Source organism: Arsukibacterium ikkense, assembly GCF_000987775.1.
In the GTDB taxonomy this organism is placed as follows: domain Bacteria; phylum Pseudomonadota; class Gammaproteobacteria; order Enterobacterales; family Alteromonadaceae; genus Alishewanella; species Alishewanella ikkense.
This window is the reverse complement of sequence record NZ_LAHO01000012.1, coordinates 142386-166608: the sequence shown is the minus strand read 5'-3', so window position 1 is coordinate 166608 and position 24223 is coordinate 142386. Positions and strand designations below refer to the sequence as shown.

The 24223-nt window shown below is 52.7% G+C and carries 23 protein-coding genes; 4 read left to right on the top strand and 19 right to left on the bottom strand.

Annotated elements, in window-relative coordinates; all coding sequences use genetic code 11:
• The first annotated feature begins 27 nt into the window (after window positions 1-27).
• On the top strand, window positions 28-438 hold the full coding sequence (locus WG68_RS13065) for a hypothetical protein (RefSeq protein ID WP_046558140.1): 411 nt from the start codon (window positions 28-30) through the stop codon (window positions 436-438).
• Window positions 431-937, top strand: coding sequence for a hypothetical protein (locus tag WG68_RS13060; RefSeq protein ID WP_046558139.1), 507 nt, complete (start codon window positions 431-433; stop codon window positions 935-937). The genes WG68_RS13065 and WG68_RS13060 overlap by 8 nt, the downstream gene beginning before the upstream one ends.
• Here the strand turns inward: WG68_RS13060 and WG68_RS19580 are convergent.
• From WG68_RS19580 to secA, 3 genes are read right to left on the bottom strand one after another with little or no spacing between them, the layout of a single operon-like run.
• On the bottom strand, window positions 932-1318 hold the full coding sequence (locus WG68_RS19580; RefSeq protein WP_152663104.1) for a hypothetical protein: 387 nt from the start codon (window positions 1316-1318) through the stop codon (window positions 932-934). The genes WG68_RS13060 and WG68_RS19580 overlap by 6 nt on opposite strands.
• A 40-nt stretch (window positions 1319-1358) precedes the next feature.
• On the bottom strand, window positions 1359-1793 hold the full coding sequence (mutT, locus tag WG68_RS13050) for an 8-oxo-dGTP diphosphatase MutT (protein WP_052749085.1): 435 nt from the start codon (window positions 1791-1793) through the stop codon (window positions 1359-1361).
• Window positions 1777-4509: a preprotein translocase subunit SecA gene (gene secA, locus WG68_RS13045; RefSeq protein ID WP_046558137.1), complete on the bottom strand. Its 2733-nt coding sequence runs from the start codon at window positions 4507-4509 to the stop codon at window positions 1777-1779. The genes mutT and secA overlap by 17 nt, the downstream gene beginning before the upstream one ends.
• Before the next feature lie 211 nt (window positions 4510-4720).
• Between secA and WG68_RS13035 the strand changes: the two genes are divergently transcribed.
• Window positions 4721-5182, top strand: a complete 462-nt coding sequence (locus tag WG68_RS13035; protein ID WP_046558135.1) for a DciA family protein — start codon at window positions 4721-4723, stop codon at window positions 5180-5182.
• Between the two features lie 73 nt (window positions 5183-5255).
• On the opposite strand, the gene lpxC is transcribed toward WG68_RS13035, so the two are convergent.
• From lpxC to mraZ, 16 genes are all read right to left on the bottom strand, one after another.
• Complete coding sequence (gene lpxC, locus WG68_RS13030) at window positions 5256-6167, bottom strand: UDP-3-O-acyl-N-acetylglucosamine deacetylase (RefSeq protein WP_046558134.1); 912 nt, start codon at window positions 6165-6167, stop codon at window positions 5256-5258.
• Between the two features lie 199 nt (window positions 6168-6366).
• The gene (gene ftsZ, locus WG68_RS13025) at window positions 6367-7536 is read right to left on the bottom strand and encodes a cell division protein FtsZ (RefSeq protein WP_046558133.1); all 1170 of its coding nucleotides are present in this window, start codon (window positions 7534-7536) and stop codon (window positions 6367-6369) included.
• Window positions 7537-7560: 24 nt separating this feature from the next.
• The gene (gene ftsA, locus WG68_RS13020; protein WP_046558132.1) at window positions 7561-8796 is read right to left on the bottom strand and encodes a cell division protein FtsA; all 1236 of its coding nucleotides are present in this window, start codon (window positions 8794-8796) and stop codon (window positions 7561-7563) included.
• Window positions 8793-9548 (bottom strand): cell division protein FtsQ/DivIB, encoded by a 756-nt coding sequence (locus WG68_RS13015; protein WP_046558131.1) that lies wholly within the window; start codon window positions 9546-9548, stop codon window positions 8793-8795. The genes ftsA and WG68_RS13015 overlap by 4 nt, the downstream gene beginning before the upstream one ends.
• A 2-nt stretch (window positions 9549-9550) precedes the next feature.
• Complete coding sequence (locus WG68_RS13010) at window positions 9551-10501, bottom strand: D-alanine--D-alanine ligase (RefSeq protein ID WP_046558130.1); 951 nt, start codon at window positions 10499-10501, stop codon at window positions 9551-9553.
• Window positions 10498-11952 carry a UDP-N-acetylmuramate--L-alanine ligase gene (gene murC, locus WG68_RS13005; protein WP_046558129.1) on the bottom strand — a complete coding sequence of 485 codons (1455 nt, stop codon included), beginning with the start codon at window positions 11950-11952 and terminating at the stop codon, window positions 10498-10500. The genes WG68_RS13010 and murC overlap by 4 nt, the downstream gene beginning before the upstream one ends.
• Entirely contained in the window at window positions 11949-13034 is a 1086-nt protein-coding gene (murG, locus tag WG68_RS13000) for an undecaprenyldiphospho-muramoylpentapeptide beta-N-acetylglucosaminyltransferase (RefSeq protein WP_046558128.1), read from the bottom strand. The genes murC and murG overlap by 4 nt, the downstream gene beginning before the upstream one ends.
• A complete protein-coding gene (gene ftsW, locus WG68_RS12995) occupies window positions 13027-14226 on the bottom strand; it encodes a cell division protein FtsW (RefSeq protein ID WP_046558127.1) in 1200 nt (399 codons plus the stop codon). The genes murG and ftsW overlap by 8 nt, the downstream gene beginning before the upstream one ends.
• Window positions 14223-15557, bottom strand: a complete 1335-nt coding sequence (gene murD / locus WG68_RS12990; protein ID WP_046558126.1) for a UDP-N-acetylmuramoyl-L-alanine--D-glutamate ligase — start codon at window positions 15555-15557, stop codon at window positions 14223-14225. The genes ftsW and murD overlap by 4 nt, the downstream gene beginning before the upstream one ends.
• Window positions 15558-15560: 3 nt before the next feature.
• Window positions 15561-16643: a phospho-N-acetylmuramoyl-pentapeptide-transferase gene (mraY, locus tag WG68_RS12985; RefSeq protein ID WP_046558125.1), complete on the bottom strand. Its 1083-nt coding sequence runs from the start codon at window positions 16641-16643 to the stop codon at window positions 15561-15563.
• On the bottom strand, window positions 16637-18037 hold the full coding sequence (locus WG68_RS12980; RefSeq protein WP_046558124.1) for a UDP-N-acetylmuramoyl-tripeptide--D-alanyl-D-alanine ligase: 1401 nt from the start codon (window positions 18035-18037) through the stop codon (window positions 16637-16639). Before WG68_RS12980 ends, mraY begins: the two co-directional genes overlap by 7 nt.
• Window positions 18034-19494, bottom strand: a complete 1461-nt coding sequence (locus WG68_RS12975; RefSeq protein ID WP_046558123.1) for a UDP-N-acetylmuramoyl-L-alanyl-D-glutamate--2,6-diaminopimelate ligase — start codon at window positions 19492-19494, stop codon at window positions 18034-18036. The genes WG68_RS12980 and WG68_RS12975 overlap by 4 nt, the downstream gene beginning before the upstream one ends.
• Window positions 19484-21235 carry a penicillin-binding transpeptidase domain-containing protein gene (locus tag WG68_RS12970; RefSeq protein ID WP_046558122.1) on the bottom strand — a complete coding sequence of 584 codons (1752 nt, stop codon included), beginning with the start codon at window positions 21233-21235 and terminating at the stop codon, window positions 19484-19486. The genes WG68_RS12975 and WG68_RS12970 overlap by 11 nt, the downstream gene beginning before the upstream one ends.
• Window positions 21232-21540: a cell division protein FtsL gene (gene ftsL / locus WG68_RS12965; protein ID WP_046558121.1), complete on the bottom strand. Its 309-nt coding sequence runs from the start codon at window positions 21538-21540 to the stop codon at window positions 21232-21234. Before ftsL ends, WG68_RS12970 begins: the two co-directional genes overlap by 4 nt.
• Window positions 21537-22478, bottom strand: a complete 942-nt coding sequence (rsmH, locus tag WG68_RS12960; RefSeq protein WP_046558120.1) for a 16S rRNA (cytosine(1402)-N(4))-methyltransferase RsmH — start codon at window positions 22476-22478, stop codon at window positions 21537-21539. Before rsmH ends, ftsL begins: the two co-directional genes overlap by 4 nt.
• On the bottom strand, window positions 22479-22943 hold the full coding sequence (mraZ, locus tag WG68_RS12955) for a division/cell wall cluster transcriptional repressor MraZ (protein ID WP_046558119.1): 465 nt from the start codon (window positions 22941-22943) through the stop codon (window positions 22479-22481). It abuts the gene before it with no gap.
• Window positions 22944-23339: 396 nt separating this feature from the next.
• On the opposite strand from mraZ, the gene WG68_RS12950 reads away from it, so the two are divergent.
• Window positions 23340-24185 carry a MurR/RpiR family transcriptional regulator gene (locus tag WG68_RS12950; protein ID WP_046558118.1) on the top strand — a complete coding sequence of 282 codons (846 nt, stop codon included), beginning with the start codon at window positions 23340-23342 and terminating at the stop codon, window positions 24183-24185.
• Window positions 24186-24223 lie beyond the last annotated feature (38 nt).

The window sequence follows — 24223 nt, the reverse complement described above, 5'->3', positions numbered from 1 at the left end:
AATTGACTCTCATAAAGGCTCACGGATATGAAATGCCCAACGATAGTAAATCTTGAACTTAGCGAAAGTAGCCTTGAAGCGATTAAGGAAATTGCCGAACTAAGTGACCTGGAGAAGCTAGCAAGATCCGCGTTACTTTTTGGCCAACTCTGGTCAATTTTCGGCGGTGCGTCGAAAAAGGGTGCCAGCGGATCAGGGCTTGAGCAATATGAAAAATCACTAGCTTTTAAGGTGGCTTCTTCCGACACCGCTCAATCTGGCTATGCCATTTATGCAAGCAACTGGGAGCTGTTCTTTAAAGCTAACAGCTCTTTAAGCGCCATTAAATTAAGCCAGATTGAAAAGATTGCCTTTCGTCAGGCCAGCCTTCATTTCCAAAAACCAAAAGAGTATCAATTCTGGCGCGCTATTTACCTGGGGTGCAGCATCGATGAGTAAACCTTTCCTCTCTTTTGTTATTTTCCTTTTTATTTGCTCGCCTGTTATGGCAGCAGAAATAGATTATGCATTTGACTATAGTAAGTCTGTATTGAAAATTTATGAGCAGAAAATTATTAACTGCAGAGCAAAGCAGAAGCAAAATACAAGCTTAACAGAGGAAGAAAAGTTACGTTTAAAAGATATTGCCTATAATCCCGATGTCTTGCCCTATCTCGCCGAGCGAGCGTTTAACGGTTGTGTCCTACCTGAGAAAGCCGATTATATGGAATCGCTGTTGATATTAGGCCAATTGAACCAGTCTGCGAACAATATAAAAGTGACAAACTATTTAAAGCAGCAGCAAGCTGTCAGTTTTACCTACGATAATCTTGCCATTATCAGAAGCTACCAAGCACTACCAGCAGAGTTAAGACAGACCTTTGAATCGATAGAAAGCCTAAAACGACCTTTCAACGGTATCATGATTCTGGAAACTATATGGCCACCTGAACTATAAAATAAGCAGATGGCGCAGCGCAGTAAAGAAGAGCAGCAAATAGCCAAAGCATACGATAAGGGGCCCTGCAGTCGATTGATTTAACAGATATAGCTGTGTTTCACGCGGAAATATTAATAATGGCCAAATAACGCCAGGAATAATAAATGTCCATAGGCCGGTAATAGAAAGCCCTCGGCCCATTTTATAGTGGTAATCGTTGAAAAGTTCCAGCATTCCCTCTTTGCCAGTAACCAGACAACAACCCAGATAGCTGATAAAAAGACCCAGCCCTGCTATTTGATAAAATGAAAGTGGCTTAGCAGAAGATCGATATTCTTCGTAATACCAGAACCCGCTAGTTAACAAGAGTGGCACGACCAAAAACAGATACAAAAACATTTTCAGTGTGCCACTAGCGTAATAGTATTTGCCATGGCAATTACACCAACAAGCCAATATCCTGCTGTAATTTGGTCACTATAGGTTGATTGGCATCAGGAAATTGAATGTCGGCTAAATCGGCAATATTAACCCACTGTAATGGCTGGCCTTCCAGCCCTGCTGGCGTGCCGCTGAAGGCCGTTACCAGCCATATATCCAGGGTTACCTGTCGCTCCGGGTACGTATGCTGTAACAGCATAAAGGGCTCGGCCTGGGTGACGGTAATGGCCAGCTCTTCCTGCAATTCCCGCTTCAGGGCGGCGGCGACAGTTTCACCCGGCTCAATTTTGCCACCCGGAAACTCCCACTTACCACCCTGATGCTGCTTGCTGCTACGCAGCGCTAACAACACCTGCTGCTTACGCAGGATAACCCCTACTGCCACATGCAACTGCGGCAATAAGGTTAATGCGCTATCAGCTAAGTTTGCCATGACACTGTTTATATTTTTTACCAGAGCCACATGGGCAGGGGTCGTTGCGGCCGACTTTATCGCCCTCGCGCACCACAGGGGCTGGCATGGCATCGGGCGCGGCAGCGGCTGGCGCCGGTGCGGCCCCACCCATCTGGCCGGCTTCAGCATGCTGATAGCTGTGTGGTACGGCATCGGCTTTACGGCGCTGTTCTTCCACGGCTTCTACGTCTTCAGCGGCTTTTACCTGTACCCGGCTTAAAATGCCGATAACATCGGTTTTCAGCTCGTCCAGCATGGTAGAGAACAGTTCGAACGCTTCGCGCTTATATTCCTGCTTCGGGTTTTTCTGGGCGTAACCACGCAGGTTTATGCCCTGGCGCAGGTGATCCATCGCTGCTAAGTGTTCTTTCCAGTGGGTGTCGAGGCTTTGTAACATAATGGCTTTTTCAAACTGGCGCAGTACCTCTACCCCAACCATTTGCTCTTTGTGCTTATAGCCTTCGCTAAATTCCTGCTGAATTTTGTCGCGCAGTTTTTCTTCAAACAGTTTTTTGTCGTCGGCCAGCCACTGGCTAACCGGCAGCTGCAGGCCAAAATCGGCCTTTAAGCGTTGCTCCAGGCCCGGTACGTCCCACATTTCGTCTAACGACTGTGGCGGAATATACTGGCTGAACACCGAATCGACCACATCCTGGCGAATGGCGCCGATGGTTTCGCTGATATCAGTGGCATCGAGTAGCTCGTTGCGCTGCTCGTACACCACTTTACGCTGATCGTTGGCAACATCATCAAACTCCAGCAATTGCTTGCGGATATCAAAGTTACGGGCCTCGACTTTACGCTGGGCGTTTTCAATGGCGCGGCTAACCCACGGGTGTTCAATGGCTTCACCTTCTTCCATACCCAAGCGGCGCATCATGCCAGCCATGCGGTCAGAGGCGAAAATACGCATCAGCGCATCGTCCAGCGACAGATAAAAACGCGATGAACCCGGATCACCCTGCCGGCCAGAGCGGCCGCGCAGCTGGTTATCGATCCGGCGTGATTCATGCCGCTCGGTACCAATAATATGCAAGCCACCAGCGGCAATCACTTCGTCGTGCCGTAGTTGCCAGTCGGCGGTGATTTTCGCCACGGCCTCGTCAGTTTTTTCAGCTAAGGCAGCCAGTTCAGACTGTAAGCTACCACCCAGCACGATATCGGTACCGCGACCGGCCATGTTGGTGGCAATAGTGACGGTGCCGGCCCGGCCGGCGTCGGCGATGATTTGCGCTTCGTTGGCGTGGAACTTGGCGTTAAGCACCTGGTGCTTAATTTTGGCTTTATTCAGCAGCTCTGACAGGTACTCGGAGCTTTCAATAGAGGCAGTACCCACCAGCACCGGACGCTTGGCGTCACGGGCTTTAATAATGTCGGCAATAATGGCGTTGTACTTATCTTCCGAATTTAAGTACACCAAATCGGCCATGTCATCGCGCACCATAGGCCGGTTAGTCGGCACAACAATGGTTTCCAGACCATAAATTTGCTGGAACTCAAAGGCCTCGGTATCGGCGGTGCCGGTCATGCCCGACAGTTTGTTATACAAACGGAAGTAGTTCTGAAAGGTAATAGAAGCCAGGGTTTGGTTTTCGTTCTGAATACGCACCCCTTCTTTGGCTTCAACCGCCTGGTGCAAGCCTTCTGACCAGCGCCGGCCTTCCATGGTGCGGCCGGTGTGCTCGTCAACAATAACAATTTCACCGTCTTTTACCACGTAATCAACGTCGCGTTTAAACAGCTGATGCGCGCGCAAGGCAGCATACACGTGGTGCAGCAGGGTAATATTAGCGGCGGAGAACAGGGTGTCGTGCTCGCCCAGCATGCCGGCTTCACGCAGCATGTCTTCTACTTTAATCTGGCCTTGCTCGGTTAAATACACCTGGCGGGCTTTTTCGTCGACGGTAAAGTGGCCATCGCCATGATTACCTTCTTCGTCTTCTTTTTCCTGCTTTTCCAGTTGTGGCACCAGCAGGTTAATTTGCTTGTACAGCTCTGAGCTGTCTTCGGCCGGGCCGGAAATAATCAGCGGGGTGCGGGCTTCGTCAATTAAAATCGAGTCAACTTCATCGATAATGGCAAAGGCTAAATCGCGCTGCACCCGGTCTTGTGGCGAGAACGCCATATTGTCACGCAGGTAATCGAAGCCAAATTCGTTGTTGGTACCGTAGGTAATGTCGGCCTGATACGCCTGCTGCTTGGCCTGATGCGCCAGGCCAGGCACGTTAACGCCCACCGTTAAGCCTAAAAAGTTAAATAACGGCTCGTTAGTTTCGGCATCGCGCCGGGCCAGGTAGTCGTTTACGGTAATAACATGCACACTTTTACCGCTTAGAGCATTTAAGTAAGCCGGTAAGGTAGCCGTTAAGGTTTTACCTTCACCGGTACGCATTTCTGATATACGGCCCTGATGCAGTACAATACCGCCCAGCAGCTGCACATCGAAGTGGCGCATATTAAATACCCGGTTGCTGGCCTCGCGTACGGTAGCAAAGGCTTCAGGCAGAATATCATCCAGGCTGGCGCCCTGCTGCACCCGCTGCTTTAACTCAACCGTTTTTTGCTTTAAGGCATCGTCTGACAACGCCTGACATTCGGCCTCTAATGCATTGATTTGCTGCACCAGTTTCTGTTGTTTCTTTAAGAAGCGGTCGTTGCGGCTGCCAACTAATTTGGCGAAAAGTTTTCCAAACATTATCCAGATACCATTTAAGTTAAAACTGCTTTGCAGCCCTGGCCAGGCCAGTTATTTATTGTCGTTGTTGTTTACTGCCTGCCGGCTTAGCGGCTATTGGCAGGATATGGTGCCAACCGGGATAACTTTCAAGCCCGGTGGATTGTGGCAGCACCGATAAAACCTGTTACACTTAACCGGCCTGCTGTTAAGCCCGTTAAGTAAGCTGTTGATGAAACGCTATAACCATAAACCCGAAGATTTAACCAAGCTGTTTGGCCAGAGCTCTCTGGTAACCATGCAACAACAGTATGAACTTGTTCGCAAATTAAATACCGAGTTATGCCACATTCTGCAGCTGGAACACCTGAGTTTTTGTCAGGTATCGAGCATTAATGCCGGGCGGGCGGTTATTTTATGTCAATCGCCTGGCTGGGCTAACCGGTTAAAGATGCAGCGCGATGCCATTCTAGACAATTTCCGCCGAAAAATCTTGCCTGATTTAGCCGGAATTGATATTGAAGTGTCGCCGCACGGCCAGATCGCCCGCCCTGCCAGCACAACCAGCGCCAAAGCGCAGGCCCCGGTTAAGCAGCAAAACTTATCAGACAGCGCACGCGCCGCCCTGGAGCAAGCACTGCAGCATAGCGACGATAAAGTAAAACAAGCATTGGCCCGCCTACTCGCTAAATAAATCTCGCTGACTCATATTATTTTGGGTACAAAAAAACCGACTGAATGTCGGTTTTTTTAATTTTATCGCTGAATTATGCCAGTTGCGGTGCCAGGTAAGAGATAGGCATTTTCGCTTTATCTTCAAAGCTGACAAATTCCCAGTTTTCCTGCTCGGCTAATACAGCGCACAACAGTTGGTTATTTAAGGCGTGGCCGGTTTTGTAAGAAACAAACTCGCCCAGCACGCTGTAACCAGCCATATATAAATCGCCGATGGCATCTAAAATTTTGTGCTTTATAAATTCGTCTTCGTAGCGCAGGCCGTCCTGGTTTAATACCCGAAACTCGTCCAGTACCACAGCGTTGTCGAAACTGCCGCCCAACGCCAGGTTATTAGCCCGCAGATACTCGATGTCGTGCAAAAAGCCAAAGGTACGGGCGCGGCTGATGTCTTTGATAAAGCCGGCCGCTGAGAAATCCATTTGCATGCGCTGGGTGGTTTGAGCAATTACCGGGTGATCAAAATCAATGGCGAAATCGATTTTAAAGCCGTTGTGCGGCTTGATTTCCGCCCATTTGTCGCCGTCTTCTACCCGCACAGTGCGCTTGATGCGGATAAACTTTTTCGCCAGTTTCTGCTCGCTGATACCAGCTTCCAGTAACAGGTAGACAAACGGATTAGCACTGCCGTCCATAATCGGAATTTCAGCCGAATCAACTTCAATAATCAGGTTGTCGATACCCAGGCCGGCAATAGCGGCCATTAAATGCTCGGTGGTAGACAGGCGCACACCCTGTTCATTAATTAAACAGGTACACATAACCGTGTCACCCACCATTTCTGGGGTAACTTTAAAGTCAACTATCGGGTTCAGGTCAACACGACGGAACATAATGCCCGTGTTGTCAGGTGCAGGCCGGAGAGTGAGCGTAACCTTTTCACCCTTGTGTAACCCAACACCAATAGTACTGACTGTGTTAGCGACGGTACGTTGTTTAATCATAATTTCTTCCTGCTCAAATTTTAAGCAATCACAAAATGGCGGCGAAGCTTAGCACAACATTGGCTAATGTGCCAGTTGACCATAGCAGCTATGTTGACAAAAGCCAACTGAACAGCGGCTTAATTTCAACCGTTGCTAATATTCTTTTCACCACGCCGGGCGCGCGCCACACCGGAGTTAACCGGCCGCTAGCTGCAGTTTAATCTGCCTGCTTGCGTAAAAACGCCGGGATATCGAAAATATCGATGCCGCCTTTGTTTTCTGGCTGGGTTTTCGCCTGTGCCACATCTTCTTTGTGGGCGTGGTGCGCGTGAACCGCAGGTGCCGCCTGACGCATGGTATTGCCCTGCTGCACATAAGCCTGCACTGGTTCAGCACGGTGGCTTGGCACCAGGCTGATATCTGGCCGGCGATCGGCACCAATTCCGGTAGCCACTACGGTTACCCGCAGTTCGTCGTGCATGTCCGGGTCGATAACTGCACCCACTACTACAGTGGCGTTTTCAGAGGCAAAGGCTTTAACCGCGTTACCGACGATTTCAAACTCTTCAATGCTGATATCCAGGCCAGCGGTAATGTTAACTAAAATACCTTTGGCACCTGACAGGTCGATATCTTCCAGCAGTGGGCTGGAGATAGCCTGCTCGGCTGCTTCTTCGGCACGGTCCGGGCCTGACGCACGGCCGGTACCCATCATGGCAGTGCCCATTTCCGACATCACGGTACGAACGTCAGCAAAGTCGACGTTGATAAGGCCTGGCCGGGTAATCAGTTCTGCAATACCCTGCACGGCGCCTAATAACACGTTGTTAGCGGCTTTAAACGCATCCAGTAAGCTGGTGCCTTTGCCTAATACTTTTAACAGCTTGTCGTTAGGAATGGTGATCAGCGAATCAACATATTTGCTTAATTCCAGAATACCTTCATCGGCATAAGCAGTACGCTTTTTACCTTCGAACGGGAACGGCTTGGTAACAACCGCTACCGTTAAGATCCCCAGCTCGCGCGCCACTTCAGCCACGATAGGTGCTGCGCCAGTACCGGTACCACCGCCCATGCCGGCTGCGATAAAAATCATATCCGCGCCTTGCAGGGTTTTCTTGATGGTTTCGCGGTCTTCCTCAGCAGAACGACGGCCGATTTCCGGATTAGCACCGGCACCTAAGCCTTTGGTGACACCGGCACCTAACTGCAGGGTAACGTTAGCAGACGAATTACGCAGCGCCTGGGCGTCGGTATTGGCCGCTACAAACTCTACGCCTTCGATATTGCTGGCTACCATATATTCGACAGCATTACCGCCACCGCCACCAACACCTATTACTTTAATTACAGCTTCTTGGCTGTGGTTTTCCATTAACTCAAACATAGCTCTCTCTCCGTTTTTACGCTCTTAAAACTCACCTTTGAACCAGCTGCTGATTTTCTTCAGCAAGCTGCTAACTGGATCGCGGCTTTGTGCCGCGTTTTTTTGCTGGGCACGCACATCTTTGCCATACAGCAATAACCCCACTACGCTGGCGTAGGCAGGGTCTTGTACATATTCTTTTAAACCGCTGACATGCATTGGCTGGCCAACCCGCACCGGCATTTGAAACACGTCTTCGGCAAATTCTACCGCACCTTCCATTTTCGAGGTGCCGCCGGTTAACACTAAGCCGGCAGCAATTTGCTCTTCTAAGCCAGAGCTGCGAATTTCTTCCAGCACTAACTCGAACAATTCGTGGTAGCGCGGCTCGATCACTTCGGCCAGGGTATGGCGCGACATCGAACGGGCGGGCCGGCCACCGACGCTGGGCACTTCAATACTTTCTTCTTTGCCTACCATGCTGCGCAGGGCGCAGGCGTATTGCACTTTAATATCTTCGGCATGGCTTATCGGCGTGCGGAAAATTTTGGCAATATCGCTGGTTACCTGGTTGCCGGCCACCGGTATAACAGCGGTGTGGCGCAAGGCACCATTGGTGAAAATGGATAAGTCGATAGTGCCACCGCCCATATCCACCACACAGACCCCCAGTTCTTTTTCATCGTCGGTCAGCACCGCATAGCTGGAGGCCAGTGACGAGAAAATCAGCTGGTCTACCGCTAAACCGCAGCGCTCAACGCATTTTTCAATATTCTTCGCCATATCGTTGGCGCAGGTAATAATATGGGCCTTGGCCTCCATTCTTACCCCGGACATGCCCACCGGGCTTTTGATGCCTTCCTGCATATCGACCGAAAACTCCTGCGGCAACACATGCAACATGCGCCGCTCGGCCGAAATAGGCACCGATTTCGCGGCGTGGATCACACTGGCGACATCGTCTGCGGTCACTTCAGTGTCGTTAATCGGTACCATACCGCTTTCGTTCTGGCAGCGAATATGTTTGCCGGTAATACCTAAATACACCGATGATATCTGACAATCGGCCATCAGCTCGGCTTCGTTGATAGCCCGCTGTACCGCCTGCACCACCAGGTTTAAATCGTTAACACCGCCTTTATCCATACCCCGCGAGGCATGGGTACCCACGCCAACGATGCTGAGCCGGTTATCAGAGGTAATTTCGCCTACTACTGCTTTGATCTGCGACGTGCCAATATCCAGCCCTACTATCAGATCTCGTTCAATCGACTTTGTCATGCTTTTCTCTTTGGCTCCGTACTGGCATAACGCACGGCAATGCCGGTGTCATAGCGCAGATCGACTTCAGCTAATGCCTGCGCCCGATGTTGTTGCATAGTCGGGTACAGCTCAATAAAACGTTGTAACCGCTTCATGGTGTCCTGGCGGCCCAGTTGCAGCACCAGGCCATCCTGCAGTTGCAAGCGCCAGGAAAATCGCTCGGTTAACCACATTTGCTCAGCGCTGAACTGGTGCAACTGCAGTAAACTTTGCATATGGCGAAACATTGTCAGGGCATCCTGCTCACCGCCCTCTGGGCCGTGTAACCGGGGCAGTTCCGGGATCAGCTCGCTTAGCGGGGCGCTGAACAACTCCCCTTTATTATTGAGCAAGTGCTGCTGATTCCAGACTGCGACCGGCTGCTGCTCTGTCACAACCACCACCAGGGTATCAGGCCATTGTTTGCGCACGGCTACCTGATATATCCAGGGTTGTTGCTGCAGGAACTGCTGCACCTGATCAACGTCCACCCGAAAAAAATTACCGACATATTCCTGCTGCAACCGTTGTTGCAGCTGCGTAGCCTTTATATGGTTAAAATCACCATACAAGCGCACCTGATTAATCGGCGCGCCCTGCTGACTTTGTACCCAGCTATGGATTTTTAGCCCACCCCAGACCAGCAGCGCCAATGCCAGCAGAAAAAACACCAGGCCACCGACAAAGCCGGGCCTGTGGTTTAACTGCTGGTAGTACTGGCGCAGGCTCACTGTTATTCTCCTTGCACTGCGGTTGCGCTCTGCTGCTCTGGCGTCTGGGTTTGCTGCAAAATACGCAGCACCAGCTCGCTGAAATTTAAACCCGCTGCTTTGGCAGCCATCGGCACCAGAGATTTTTCGGTCATGCCCGGTACGGTATTTACTTCCAGCAAAAAGTGTTCGCCCTGCTCGTTCAGCATTAAATCAACCCGGCCCCAGCCCGAGGCCCCCACCGCTTTAAACGCGGCCAGCGCATCGTGCTGCATGGCAGCCGTTTGCCCGGCGGTTAACGGCGCCGGACATAAATATTCGGTACTGTTAGCCTGATATTTGGCTTCGTAATCGTAAAAAGCCCGCGGCGTGCGCATTTCGACAATGGGCAACACGGTATCGCCCAAAATCGCAATGGTAAATTCGCGGCCGTTAATCCAGCGCTCAACTAAAATTTCACTGTCGTATTGCAGCGCCGCAGCAATAGCCTGTTCCAGTTCTGCCGCGTTGACCGCCGCACTCATGCCAATGCTGGAACCTTCGTTGGCCGGTTTTACCATAACTTTACCGCCCAGTTCAGCCAGCAAACCGGCGTAATCAAGCGTGTCGTTATGCACTACTGCAAATGGCGCTGTGGGCAGGTTTTGCGCCACAAACAGGCGCTTACAGCGAATTTTATCCATCGCCAGCGCCGAGCCCAGCACGCCACTGCCCGTGTACGGCAAACCCAGTAATTGCAGCGCGCCCTGCATGGTGCCGTCTTCACCGCCGCGTCCGTGCAACACAATAAACACCCGGTCGGCCTTAACATCATTCATCAGCGCGGTTAATGGTTGCTCTGCCGGGTCAAACGCTACGGCGTTAACGCCCGCTTGCTGCAGGGCATTCAGGACCGCTGTGCCTGAGCGCAGCGATACCTCACGCTCCGCTGAGCTGCCGCCAAACATCACCGCCACTTTACCAAAAGTGTTCATGCGGCTCCCTCCGATAATTGTTTTAAGCGGACAATATCCAGCTTTACCGCGGCCAGCTCTTTTACCAGGCTGCCAATATTGCCCGCGCCCTGAGTCAATACAATATCGCCATCGGCTAATACCTCGGCCAGCGCGCCGGCTAAGGCTGCGGGCTCTGCCACGTATACCGGCTCCAGCTGGCCACGGGCGCGGATAGAGCGGCACAGGTTGCGGCTATCGGCACCGGCAATCGGTGCTTCGCCGGCGGCGTACACTTCCAGCAGCAACAGTTTGTCGACACTGGACAGCACCTGGGTGAAATCTTCGTATAAATCGCGGGTACGGCTAAAACGGTGTGGCTGATAGGCCATCACTAACCGCCGCTCAGGCCAGGCACTGCGCACCGCCGCAATAGTGGCAGCCACTTCCGTGGGGTGATGACCGTAGTCGTCAACCAGCAGTACTTTGCCACGGCCGGTGTCAAATTCGCCGTATTGCTGAAAACGCCGGCCAATACCTGCAAATTTGCGCAGTGCTGCCAGGATAGCCTGCTCGCTAATGCCTTCATCTGCTGCCAGCGCAAAAGCCGCGGTGGCATTTAACGCGTTGTGTTTGCCAGGCAAATTTAACTGCACTTCGCGTTGATTGCCGGCCGGGTCGGTAATTACAAACAAGCTGCGGGTGCCCTGCTGGCTGAATTCAGTGATCTTGTAATCGGCATCTTCACTAAAACCATAGGTCAGCACGGTACGGCCAATCGCCGGAATAAGCTCGCGCAGCACCTTGTCGTCAATACACACTACCGCCATGCCATAAAACGGCAGGTTGTGGCAAAACTCCAGATAGGTGTCTTTTAGCTTTTCAAAGTCGCCCTGGTAGGTGTCCATGTGGTCCGCTTCGATATTGGTAATCACCGTGGCCATCGGCTGCAAATGCAAAAACGATGCATCGCTTTCATCGGCTTCGGCAATCAGATAGCGGCCAGCACCTAAGCGGGCATTAGAGCCGGCAGAATTCAGTAAGCCGCCAATCACAAAAGTTGGGTCGGTGCCGGCTTCAGCAAATATCGAGGCCAGCAAACTGGTGGTGGTGGTTTTGCCATGGGTACCGGCAATGGCGATGCCATGGCGAAAGCGCATCAGCTCGCCAAGCATCTCGGCGCGGCGCACCACTGGTATACGCAGTGCTAACGCGGCAGCCACTTCCGGATTTGCCGCTTTAATGGCACTGGATACTACTACCACACTGGCGCCTTCTACCTGGCTGGCATGATGGCCAAATTTTACTGTTGCTCCCAGGCTTAGCAGCCGCTCTACCACCGGGTTGGTTGTCAGGTCTGAACCGCTGACCTGATAGCCTTCGTTTAACAATACTTCGGCAATACCGCCCATACCCGCGCCGCCGATACCGACAAAATGAATGCGCTCGACCCGGCGCATGGCCTGTTTTTTCTGTTGCAGGGTGGTAATCATACTACTTGTCCTGTTACTTGCCGGCACAGGGCGGCGATATGCGCTGCCGCATCGTCAGTTGCCAGGCTGCGAGCCCGCTGTGCCATCTGTGCCAATGGCGTTTTATCGGTTAACCAGGGTGCCATTAATGCCTGCACGCCCTCTGTTTGTAATTGGTTTTGCGCCAGTAATACGGCGGCATCGCGCTCAGCCAGCACCCGGGCATTGGCCGTTTGATGGTCGTCAATGGCGCCCGGCAACGGTACAAAAATTGCTGCAACCCCTACTGCCGCCACTTCGCTGACAGTAAGTGCACCCGCGCGGCAGATCAGCACATCAGCCCAGCGATACGCCGCGGCCATATCATCAATAAAGGCGCTAACCTCGACCTCGGCGCCGCTGCTACGCAGCGCCTGGTAAGCTTGCGTTACTTCCGCTTGCATGGCACTGCCAGTTTGGTGGCGCACGGCAATATCGCCGGATTTTGCCAGTTCAGTCAGCTGCGCCGGTAAGGCCTGATTCAGTGCCTGCGCTCCCAGGCTGCCGCCGACAATTAAAATATTCAGGCTGGCACTGGCAGGCCGGTTCAGCCGGCTTTGCAACAGCTCAGCCCGGATAGGGTTACCGACCAACTGGCGTTTGCTATGGCCGGCAAAAGCCCCATCAAAAGCCACCAGTACTAAATTAGCCAACCGGGCCAGTAATTTATTGGTGCTGCCGGCTACCGCGTTTTGTTCGTGGATCAGTAACGGCGTACCGCTAAGCCAGGCGGCTATACCACCAGGGCCGCTGGCATAACCACCAAAACCTATCGCCAGCTTTGGTTTTAACTGACGACACAGCCGATGCGCCTGCCACAGTGCTTTTAGCAACATCCAGGGCGCCGTTACTTTGCTGGCCAGGCCTTTGCCACGTAAGCCACTGACGGTGATGCCATAAAACGGCCAACCGAAAGCCGGCACTAATCTGGCTTCCATCCGATCGTTGCTGCCCAGCCAGGCAATATCCCAACCGTCAGCCAGCAGCGCTTGTGCCACTGCCTTAGCCGGAAAAATATGCCCGCCGGTGCCACCGGCCATGATTAACGCCAGCGGTTTAGCCATGTTTGCCTCCGCTTAGCGCCTGCTTGCCTTTTAAGCGCACTTCAAAATCAATGCGCAGCAACAGGGCCGCCGCCATCAGCATAATAACCAGACTGCTGCCGCCGGAACTGACAAAAGGCAAGGTTAAGCCTTTGGTTGGCAGCGCGCCGGTAGCCACACCAATATTGACCGCCGACTGAAAGCCAATCCAGATGGCCAGCGCATAGGCCATAAAGCCGTGGAAACTTAAATTTTTCGCCAGCGCCCGCTGGCCAATCCACAAGGCGCGATACACCAGCATAAACAGCAAACCCACCAGCACCGTTACGCCGATAAAGCCGGTTTCTTCGGCAATTACCGCCAGAATAAAGTCGGTATGGGCTTCTGGCAGGTATTCCAGTTTCTGAATACTGTTGCCCAGGCCCTGACCAAACCAGCCACCACGGCCAAAGGCCATTAACGACTGAGTTAGCTGGTAACCACTGCCAAACGGATCAGCCCAGGGGTCGAGAAACGCGGTAACCCGTTTCCAGCGATATTCGCTGTAGACAATTAACACCGCCACCGCCAGCAGGCCGGTGGCCATTAAACAAATAAATTGCCAGATTTTGGCGCCGGCTAAAAACAGCAGCGCCACGGCAGTGGCAAACATCACAATAACGGTGCCAAGGTCTGGCTGCATTAACAGCAATACCGCAAATAAAAACAACACCAGCAAGGGTTTCAGGAAGCCTTTCAGGTTGTCGCGCACTTCTTCATGCCGGCGCACCAGATAACTGGCCAGGTAGACAAAAAAGAATAACTTGGCCGGCTCAGCCGCCTGTAAGCCGATAGGGCCCAGCGACAACCAGCGGGTACTGCCGTTAACATTGCGGCCAAACAACAGCACCGCCACCAGTAACAACAATGCCAGCAGCAACAGCCACATATTGCCGCGGTGCCACCAGCTAACCGGTACCCGTAGCACTAATACCGCCAGCGTCAGGCCAATACCCAGGTACACCAGATGGCGGATAGTAAAATGCAGCGGATTATTGAAAATACGATCGGCCACCGGCATAGAAGCGCTGGTAACCATTACCACGCCAATGGCCAGGATCAGCATCAGCAAGGTTAAGAATAATTTGTCATAAGCGGCGTTGTCATCGCGCTGCCATAAATTACTGATACTTTGCCATGGGGTCTGCCAGGCAGTTAAGGCCAGCTGTTTCATAACGTCAGCTCCTTCACAGCTTTGGCAAATAACTCACCACGCTCAGCGTAATTTTTAAACATATCCAGGCTGGCACAGGCTGGCGATAACAGCACCATGTCACCGCTTTGCGCCAGTTTGGCTGCCTGCTGCACGGCCGCGGTTAAATCTTTAACTTGTATGGCATGTGAATGCAGCGCGGCAATGGCCGGACCATCCTGGCCCAGGGTTATAACATGGCTGACATCGCGGGTTAATACCGGCCTTAACTCGCTTAAATCAGCGCCTTTGGCATCGCCACCGGCAATTAAAATCAGCTTACCGCGCACGTCTGGCCGTAGGCCGGCGATCGCCGCCAGGGTAGCGCCAATATTGGTGGCTTTAGAATCGTTAATCCAGCGAATGCCCTGATGAGCCCGCACCAGCTGGCAGCGATGCGCCAGGCCGGTAAAGTGCTGCAACGTCCGGGCAATAGCCTCACGGCTGGCACCGGCGCTCAGCGCCAGGGCAGCCGCGGCCAGTGCATTAAACTGGTTATGGCTGCCGCTTATAGCCAATCGGCTAAGCGGCAGTAACGGCTCGCCGGCGACATTCAACCAGCGCTCGTCGTGTATTTCAACAATGCCATAGTCGGCATCATCCAGGCTGATTGCCAGTGACGGCGCCTGGCCTGCCGTAGTGCCCGGATAGCTTAGCGGGTCGGCCTGGTTATACACTGCAAGTTTGGTTTGCTGATACACCCGTTGTTTTGACGCGGTATAAGCGGCCATATCGGTATAGCGGTCTAAGTGGTCGGCACTGACGTTCAGTACACAACTGGCCTGGCTTTGCAGGCTGCTGGTGGTGTCGAGCTGAAAGCTGGACAGTTCCAGCACAAAAACGTCGATATCCGGCTGGCGCAACGCCTCCAGCACCGGCAGACCAATATTACCGGCAGCAATGGCTTTAATACCACTGTGTTGCAGCATGTCGGCTACCAGCGTAGTAACGGTCGATTTACCATTAGAGCCGGTAATGGCAATCACTGGTTTTTGATTAAAACGGGCAAACAGTTCAACATCGCCCAGTATTTCCACCCCCTGAGCTTTGGCAAAGCGGATAGCCGGGTGACTTAGTGCCAGGCCCGGACTCAGTACAATCATATCCATCTGCGCCAGGCGGTTGGCGTCAAACTCACCGAGGTAAATGCCATCAACTTTATCGGCGGCAATGTGCTCCAGCCCGGCAGGCTTAGTGCGGCTGTCCATCAGTACCGGCTTAACCCCCTGCGCCAGCAAAAAGCGTACTGTGGCCAGACCTGACAGGCCCAGCCCCACTACCGCTATGCGTTTGGCGTGCAGGTTAGTTAGCATCTGTTATCTCAGCTTCAGGGTCGCCAGACCCACCAGTACAAAAATGATTGATAAAATCCAGAAGCGGACAATCACCCGCGGCTCTGGCCAGCCTTTTAACTCGTAATGATGATGAATAGGAGCCATCCGGAAAATTCGCTGGCCGCGCAATTTATAAGAGCCCACCTGCAGGATCACCGACACCGTTTCCATCACAAAAATGCCGCCCATAATAAACAGCACAATTTCCTGGCGCACTAAAATGGCAATCACGCCCAGCACGGCACCCAGCGCCAGTGAGCCGACATCGCCCATAAAAACCTGGGCCGGATAGGTGTTAAACCAGAGGAAACCCAGGCCAGCACCAATCAGGGCCGAGCACAGCACCACCAGCTCGCTGGCATAGGGTAAATAAGGAATATTCAGGTAACCGGCAAAAATAACATTACCACTGGCGTAGGCAATAATGGCAAAGGCACCGGCCACCATAATGGTCGGCACTATGGCCAGGCCATCCAGGCCATCGGTTAAGTTGACAGCATTACTGGTACCGACAATCACAAAGTAACTCAGCGCCAGAAACAGAATGCCCAGCTGGGGCATCACGTCTTTTAAGAACGGCACCAGCAAGGCCGTTTCGGCCGGGCGTTCGGCGGTCATATATAAAAACAGCGCAGTAATAATGGCAAATACCGACTGCCAGAAATATTTCCAGCGGGCGATCAGCCCTTTTGGGTCTTTGCGGATCACTTTGCGATAGTCGTCAATAAAACCAATGGCGCCAAAACTGACCAGCACAAACAGCACCACCCAGATATATTTGTTACTCAGATTGGCCCACAGTAAGGTACTGATCAGAATAGAGCCCAGAATCAGCAGGCCACCCATGGTAGGCGTGCCTTTTTTCGAGAAGTGACTTTCCGGACCATCGCCACGCACCACCTGGCCTATTTGCATTTTCTGCAGGCGGGCAATCAGGATCGGGCCGAAGTACAAGCTTAAAAATAATGAGGTTAACACGCCCAGGATCGAGCGAAAGGTCAGATAACTGAACACATTAAAAAAGCTGATATACTGGGTTAAATATTCGGCTAACCACACTAACATGGGCTACGCTCCTGCTGACATCGTTCTAGCAAGTCCTGTACAACTAACTCCATTTTCGCGCTGCGCGAACCCTTAACGAGTATGGTGACATTTTGCTGGGTTGTAATTAACGGCATAAGTCGGTCTAACATTGACTGCCGCGAGCTGAAATGCGCGCCTTGTCCGTTGAACAAGTCACTCGCGCTCTGTGATAACACACCCAGGGTGAATAACAGATTAATACCGGCATTTTTGGCGTATAAACCAATTTCTTCATGGTATAAACGGGCGTTAGCGCCAAGCTCTGCCATGTCGCCCAGCAACAGCACCTGACAACCCGGGTAACTGGCCAGTAAATCGATAGCCGCCTTAGCCGATTCGACGTTAGCGTTATAACTGTCGTCGATAAGGGTTATCTGTGGGCTTAACTGCACAATGTTGGTGCGGCCTTTTACTGCCGCCATCTGGGCCAGCCCCAATTGCACATCACTTAGCTGCGCACCAACAGCAATGGCCGCAGCGGCTGCGGCCAGCGCATTGGCGACGTTGTGCTTGCCCGGCAGGCTCAGCTGTACCAGCACCCGCTCGTTACCGTATACCAGGGTAAAGCGGGCACAGCCTAAACTATTCAGTTCAATTTGCTCTGCGCGGATGTCGGCATCGCTCTGTGGAGCATCGGCACTGTAGTTACTGGCAAAACGCACTACCTTTAATTCCTTGCAGCGGTTAAGCCAGTAGTCAGTGAATTCACTGTCATGCTGAATAATGGCGGTACCGCCAGGACTTACGCCAGAGAAAATCTCACCTTTAGCGCGGGCTACGCCATAGGTATCGCCAAAGCCTTCCAGATGAGAGGCTGCTGCGTTGGTAATAATGGCCACGTCGGGTTTAACCAGTGAGGTAGTATAAGCAATTTCACCGGCGTGATTGGCGCCCAGCTCCATCACGGCATACTGGTGTTGTGCGGTCAGCCGTAATAACGTCAGCGGCACACCAATATCATTATTAAAGTTGCCCTGGGTCGCTAACACCTGGCCACAGCGGCTTAAAATGGCCGCCAGCATTTCTTTTACTGTGGTTTTACCGGCACTACCGGTAACTGCGATGGTTTTCGGTTGCAAACGCGCCTTAATGGCCGCACCAAGCTGCCCTAACGCCAGCCGGGTATCGGCAACGATAATCTGACTGATGCCAATATTGTCCAGTGGCCGCTCAACCACTATAGCCACAGCCCCTTTGGCCATAACATCCGCAGCAAAGCGGCTGCCATCAAAGTTTGGCCCCTTCAGGGCAATAAACAAGGCGCCGGCGCTTATCGTTCGGCTATCTGTGCTGACCTGACTGATCAGGTGATCGTCGCCAATTAACTGCCCCTGCAACAGGGTGGCTATTTCTGCACAGTGTAGCGTTATCATGATGCCATCTCCGACATTAGTTGCCGCACATAGGCACGTTCATCATAGTGTTGCTGTTCGTGCCCGATAATTTGGGTTGTTTCATGGCCTTTGCCAGCCAGTAAGATCACATCGCCCGGCTGGGCACTTACCAGCGCCAGTTTAATGGCCAGCTGCCGGTTAGGTTCCAGCCGGTAGTTGTCTGTACTTTGCATACCCGCTGCGATGTCCTGGCATATTTGCAGTGGATTTTCGCTGCGCGGGTTATCAGAAGTCACAATGCAATGATCAGCATATTGCTGTGCTAACTGGCCCATTATTGGCCGCTTGCCTTTGTCGCGATCGCCTCCGCAACCAAACACACACCATAGCCGGCCGCCGCAATGCTGACGCAAGGCTTGCAGGGCTTGTTGCAGCGCATCGGGGGTGTGGGCGTAATCAACCACCACGGTAACACCGTGGCTGAACGGAAATTGCTCCATCCGCCCGGCCAGCGGCTGCAAATGGCCGGCAGCGTGCAACAGTGCGGTTAAGTCATAACCCAGTGCCAGTAAGCTGCTAATTGCGGCTAAAGCATTCTGCACATTAAATTCACCCAGTAATGGTAGGTGCAATTCATGCTCGCCGGCATGGCTGCTTAACAGGCAGCGGTAACCTTGCTCGTAGGCGGTTAACTGGTGATAGCCCAGAAAGCGCGGCTGCCCCTGGCAATCTTCGGCTTTACCATAGGCCCACACCGGAATATCGTGCCGGCTGGCCAGGGCTTTACCCAGGGGATCAGAAACATTCAGCACGGCGCAGCGGCTCATATCAGGTTGAAACAACAAACTTTTTGCCTGGCCATACTCTGCCATGCTGCCATGGTAATCCAGATGATCACGGCTTAAATTGGTAAACACAGCAACCTGAAACTGTAAACCCGCTACCCGCTGCTGCACCAGCGCATGTGACGAGACTTCCATCGCTACCAGCTCGGTTTTCTGTTGCAGCAATTCACTTAAAATGCGTTGTAAATCAATATAGTGCGGCGTGGTATTAAGCAGTGGTGTTAACTGCTGCCAATGGCCGTAACCTAAAGTACCCACTACCGCAGCCGGCGTAGCGCACTGTCCGGCCAGCTGATTAATGTAACAGCAGGTGCTGGACTTACCATTGGTGCCGGTAACCCCCACTAACTGCAGCTGCTTTTGTGGCTGATGATAAAAACGCGCCGCCAGTGCCGGCATTTGCGCGACCAAATCGCTGATCACCAGCACTCGCTCGTCCTGATAACTGCCACTGTCAGTTAGCACCAGCGCGGCGCCCTGAGCCAGCGCCTGGTTGATATACTGATTACCGTGCTCACGGGTACCCGGCAGGGCAATAAACACATCATCGCGGCTAACGTTACGGCTATCCAGCTGCAAATAGCGCAGTGGCCGGTCGGCCAGCTGTTGCGTGCGCTCTGGTAACCATAAATGTAACTGGTTAGTTGGCATGGCGGCCCCCTGCATGACTGATAAGCGCCGGGCCGGTATTGGCGTCGGGTGTAACATTCAGTAGTTGCAGACTGGCGCCCATAATGCTGGCAAATACCGGTGCTGCAATTTCACCACCGTGATAAAAATCACCGGCAGGCTCGTTAATTACCACCACAGTGGCAATACGTGGATTAGAGACCGGACCCACCCCGGCAAAAGAGGCAATATAGTCATCGCCATAACCCCCGGCGATGGCTTTGCGCGCAGTACCTGTTTTACCACCAACCCGATAACCCTGCACCTGCGCCCGGGTGGCTGTGCCACCGGGGCCAATATTGGCTTCCATCATTTCCAGCATGGCCAGCGCATGTTTATGTGCCAGCACCCGTTGGCCAGGCTCAGGCTCGGTAGTTTTAATAATACTCAGCGGCCGGTTAACGCCGCCGTTGCCCATGGTGGCGTAAGCACGGGCCAGCTGCACAGCGGTGACCGATAAACCATAACCGTAAGAAAAGGTTGCTCGCTCAAAATCAGACCAGCGCTGCCGATAGCTGAAAATACCACTGCTCTCGCCATTTAAGCCCATGCCGGTATCTTCGCCCAGCCCCATATTATTGTATAAACCCAATACATGCTGATGCGGCATATCCAGTACCAGACGGGCTACCCCGATATTACTGGATTTCTGAATAATGCCGGTCAGATCCAGTTTCTTGTAGTTAATGGCATCGCGTACCCAGCTACCGCCGATGCGCATGGTACCAGGATGGGTATCAATTACCGTATCCAGAGTGGCACTGCCAAACTCCAGCGCACTGAGTACCGCCAGCGGTTTCATGGTGGAACCGGGCTCAAAAGTATCGGTAATGGCGCGGTTGCGAAAGCGATGCACCGGGGTATTGCGCCGGTTATTCGGGTTAAACGACGGGCTGTTCACCATGGCCAGAATTTCACCGGTTAGTACATCTACCACCACTGCAGATCCTGAGGTGGCGCCGTGCGACAGTACCGCTTTTTTCAATTCGCGGTAGGCCACGGTTTGAATGCGCTGGTCAATGCTCAGCTGCAGGTTGGCCGGCGCAGTGGCATCCTGGCGCTCCAGCACTTCAATTTCCCGGCCTTTGGCATCTTTGCGAAATACCTTGCGTCCAGCGGTGCCGGTCAGCAGGGCATCGAAGCGTTTTTCAATGCCTTCCACGCCTATATCATCGACATTGGTAAAGCCGATTAACTGGGCGGTAACTTCACCAGCCGGATAATAGCGACGCGATTCCTGCCGAAAGTAGATACCCGGCACTTTTAATTTTTTAACGTAGTCGACCACGGCCGGATTTACCTGGCGCTGCAGATAAACAAAGCGTCGCTGCGGGTTATCACCCACCCGGCTTAACAGCTGCTGTGGCGTCATTTGCAGTATTTCTGCCAGCGCATGCCAGCGCCGCTCATCGCCTGGGGCATTGCGCTCTATGACAATTTTCGGATCAGCCCAGATGGCTTCAACCGGCACACTGACGGCCAACGCTTCGCCATGGCGGTCGAATACCATGCCGCGCATAACGGTATCGGCTTCTACCCGCAAGCTACGACGGTCGCCCTGGCTTACCAGCATGTCAGGCTCGACTACCTGCAACCAGGCAGCGCGGGCCAGCAATGCCACAAACACCAGCGATAAACTCAGCATCACAAAAGCGAAACGCCAGTTAATCACCGACGGATACTGGCGGGCTTTAGCCTGGCTTTTGCGTGGTTTAGCACTCATTGCGGCCTCACCATAATATCGTTGTCACCACTTGGGCGTTGCATATTCAAGCGGCGCCGGGCGATGTCTTCTACCCGGCTATGCTCTGCCAGCGCGCGTTGTTCCAGCAATAAATTGCGCCATTCGCTATCGAGCTGATCACGCTGCTGATAGTAGGTATCCTGCGCAATGGTCAGCTGGCGGTTTAAATGGGCCAGATACACCACGGCCAGCGCCGCAGCTATACAAGCCAACAGTAACACTGCCACCAGTTTGTGCTGGCGCCAGTCCTGACTGATTAAACGTTCCAGCTGAATCTGGCTCATATGGCTTGTTTCTCCGCTATACGCAGCACGGCACTGCGGGCGCGCGGATTGGCATCAAGCTCGGCATCAGATGGCATAATGGCTTTGCCGATCAGTTTCAGCGGAATGGCCTGCTTTAACTGGGCATCGGTCAGCGGCATGCCACGTGGCACCGGCTCGCCTTTAGAGAAGCGGCGCATAAATTGTTTTACCAGCCGATCTTCCAGCGAATGAAAACTGATCACCACCAGCCTGCCACCAGGCTTTAATACTGCCATCGCCGCATGCAGCGCCAGGTTTACCTGCTCCAGCTCGCTATTAACGTAAATGCGGATCGCCTGGAAGCTGCGGGTAGCAGGGTGCTTTTTCTCTTTATGACTTTTCGGCACACTGTCACTAATCAGCTTCGCCAACTGGGCAGTGCGGGTAAAGGGGGTTTCCAGCCTGGCCGCGACTATGGCCTGGGCAATACGCCAGGCATAGCGCTCCTCGCCATATTCGCGTAGCACAAAGCTGATCTGTTCTACATCGGCAGTGGCCAGCCAGGCTGCTGCCGACAGGCCGTTGCTGGGGTCCATCCGCATATCCAGCGGGCCGTCGCGCATAAAGCTAAAACCACGTTCAGCGTCATCCAGTTGTGGGGAAGACACGCCTAAATCCAGCAAAATGCCATCTAATTTGCCACTGAGCTGTTGTTGCTCAGCCACGGTTGCCAGGGCGGCAAAGGGGGTATGGGTGATGTGAAAACGCGCATCAGCTTGCAGTGGGGCTGCAGCAGCAATGGCGGCGGGATCGCGGTCTATCGCAAATAAACGGCCATCCGGGCCAAGTAAATTAAGAATGGCCCGGCTATGACCGCCACGACCAAAGGTGCCGTCCAGGTAAACCCCGTCGGCTTTGATAGCGAGTCCGTCCAGTGCTTCCTGCAGCAGGACAGAGATATGGGCTTGATTGGTCATTTACAGTACAAAGTCCTGTAATCGTTCAGATAATTCAACGTTGCCCGCCTGGGCTTGTTCCAGCTCGATATCAGCGTTTAACCGCTCGTGCCAGGCAGCTTCGTCCCATATTTCAAATTTATTCAGCTGGCCAACCAGCCGGATATTTTTCGACAATCCAGCGTGCTGGCGCAGTGGCGCCGGCACCAAAATGCGGCCGCTTTTATCCATATCACAATCGGTGGCGTTACCCAGCAGCAAACGCTGTAAACGGCGTTCCTGCGGGTTCAGGCTGGACAGGCACTTCAGTTTTTCTTCTATTTCTTCCCAGTCAGCCAGTGGGTACAATAATAAGCAGGGATCGTGCAAATCGATGGTGCAGATCAAATGGCCCTGATTTTCAGACAACAGGATTTCCCGGTAACGCGCTGGTAGCGCTAACCGTCCCTTATCATCCAATGTCAGTGTAAATGACCCACGAAACATAACTTATCTGCCTGGTTAATCTGGCTGCGTTTTTTAGCGCAGCGCCAGCCTGAATCGTCTGGAATATTCCAAATTGATCCACAATTACCCACAAATCCCCACAACGATACAGTTTAGGGCTCAGCTTTGACCAATGTCAAGGTAAAAACGGACTCTGTTGATCGATATAGATCCAGTAAAAACAGGCGCTCGGTAGAAGTGGATGATTTTGGTGGGGAAAAGTGGTGCATGCTAGCAGGACGATGCTTAACTCAACTCAGAATTTATTTCGCCGCCATAGCTTTTTCACCGGAAAACTTGCTATTGCTGAATAAATTATTCAATATAAATTTACATATCGCATAACTCATTTTTTATAGTCGGCCACCGGGCCGGCTGAGCCTAAGATCACCGCCTATGCTGAGTTTACTAAAGATCCGTGGCATGCTGGACCAGATGTCGGTTATTGAGCGCAAGCTGGCCGAGTTTATTCTGGACAATGCCCATATGCTACGCGATTACTCATCGCAGCAATTAGCTGATGCGGTTGGCATCAGCCAATCCAGCGTGGTGAAGTTTTGTCAGAAACTGGGCTACAAAGGGTACCCTGATCTGAAACTGGCCATTAACGAAGCCGTGGTTACCGCCAGTACCCTGAACCGGGATCAGGCTGATAAAAATAATGACGATGGCAGCTTGCTGGGCATTGGCGAGCAGTTGCAGTTCAGCCTGCAGCAACATCTGCGTACCCTGCTCACCATTAATGATGAAAAAACCCTGCTACAGGCCGCCCGCTTATTACAAGCTGCCGATAAGATACTGCTGGCCGGTTTTGCCAAGTCCGCAATAGTGGTGGCCGATATGCAGTTCCGCTTATTGCAGCTGGGCAAGCTGGCTCTGCATCATGCCGATCCGGCGTTAGCATTACAACTGGCCCGCAGTTTAACCGACACCAGTGTGTTGCTGCTGGTATCAGATTCCGGCCAAAACAGCGATTTACTGAAACTGGAGCATTATGCCAAAAGCCGCCAGCTGAAAATTATCTCGCTGACCAGCTACAGCACCAATGCCCAGAGTCTGGCGGCCGACATCACCTTATTTACGCTAAGCGCCGAAGAAGATATCCGGCTCAATCCGCTGTTAACCCAGTTAGCGCAGCAACACCTGTGCCATATGCTGTATTTGCAACTGTGCCAGTGGCAGAACAACGATTTGGCGCTGACCGAAAGCACCGAGTTACTGGGCTTACTGGAAAAACCCTAAACTCAGCACTCAGCACTCAGCACTCAGCACTCAGCTAT

Coding starts and splice junctions, on each gene's coding strand:
- WG68_RS13065 (WP_046558140.1), top strand. CDS start 28: ATGAAATGCCCAACGATAGTAAATCTTGAACTTAGCGAAAGTAGCCTT.
- WG68_RS13060 (WP_046558139.1), top strand. CDS start 431: ATGAGTAAACCTTTCCTCTCTTTTGTTATTTTCCTTTTTATTTGCTCG.
- WG68_RS19580 (WP_152663104.1), bottom strand. CDS start 1,318: ATGTTTTTGTATCTGTTTTTGGTCGTGCCACTCTTGTTAACTAGCGGG.
- mutT (WP_052749085.1), bottom strand. CDS start 1,793: ATGGCAAACTTAGCTGATAGCGCATTAACCTTATTGCCGCAGTTGCAT.
- secA (WP_046558137.1), bottom strand. CDS start 4,509: ATGTTTGGAAAACTTTTCGCCAAATTAGTTGGCAGCCGCAACGACCGC.
- WG68_RS13035 (WP_046558135.1), top strand. CDS start 4,721: ATGAAACGCTATAACCATAAACCCGAAGATTTAACCAAGCTGTTTGGC.
- lpxC (WP_046558134.1), bottom strand. CDS start 6,167: ATGATTAAACAACGTACCGTCGCTAACACAGTCAGTACTATTGGTGTT.
- ftsZ (WP_046558133.1), bottom strand. CDS start 7,536: ATGTTTGAGTTAATGGAAAACCACAGCCAAGAAGCTGTAATTAAAGTA.
- ftsA (WP_046558132.1), bottom strand. CDS start 8,796: ATGACAAAGTCGATTGAACGAGATCTGATAGTAGGGCTGGATATTGGC.
- WG68_RS13010 (WP_046558130.1), bottom strand. CDS start 10,501: ATGAACACTTTTGGTAAAGTGGCGGTGATGTTTGGCGGCAGCTCAGCG.
- murC (WP_046558129.1), bottom strand. CDS start 11,952: ATGATTACCACCCTGCAACAGAAAAAACAGGCCATGCGCCGGGTCGAG.
- murG (WP_046558128.1), bottom strand. CDS start 13,034: ATGGCTAAACCGCTGGCGTTAATCATGGCCGGTGGCACCGGCGGGCAT.
- ftsW (WP_046558127.1), bottom strand. CDS start 14,226: ATGAAACAGCTGGCCTTAACTGCCTGGCAGACCCCATGGCAAAGTATC.
- murD (WP_046558126.1), bottom strand. CDS start 15,557: ATGCTAACTAACCTGCACGCCAAACGCATAGCGGTAGTGGGGCTGGGC.
- mraY (WP_046558125.1), bottom strand. CDS start 16,643: ATGTTAGTGTGGTTAGCCGAATATTTAACCCAGTATATCAGCTTTTTT.
- WG68_RS12980 (WP_046558124.1), bottom strand. CDS start 18,037: ATGATAACGCTACACTGTGCAGAAATAGCCACCCTGTTGCAGGGGCAG.
- WG68_RS12975 (WP_046558123.1), bottom strand. CDS start 19,494: ATGCCAACTAACCAGTTACATTTATGGTTACCAGAGCGCACGCAACAG.
- WG68_RS12970 (WP_046558122.1), bottom strand. CDS start 21,235: ATGAGTGCTAAACCACGCAAAAGCCAGGCTAAAGCCCGCCAGTATCCG.
- ftsL (WP_046558121.1), bottom strand. CDS start 21,540: ATGAGCCAGATTCAGCTGGAACGTTTAATCAGTCAGGACTGGCGCCAG.
- rsmH (WP_046558120.1), bottom strand. CDS start 22,478: ATGACCAATCAAGCCCATATCTCTGTCCTGCTGCAGGAAGCACTGGAC.
- mraZ (WP_046558119.1), bottom strand. CDS start 22,943: ATGTTTCGTGGGTCATTTACACTGACATTGGATGATAAGGGACGGTTA.
- WG68_RS12950 (WP_046558118.1), top strand. CDS start 23,340: ATGCTGAGTTTACTAAAGATCCGTGGCATGCTGGACCAGATGTCGGTT.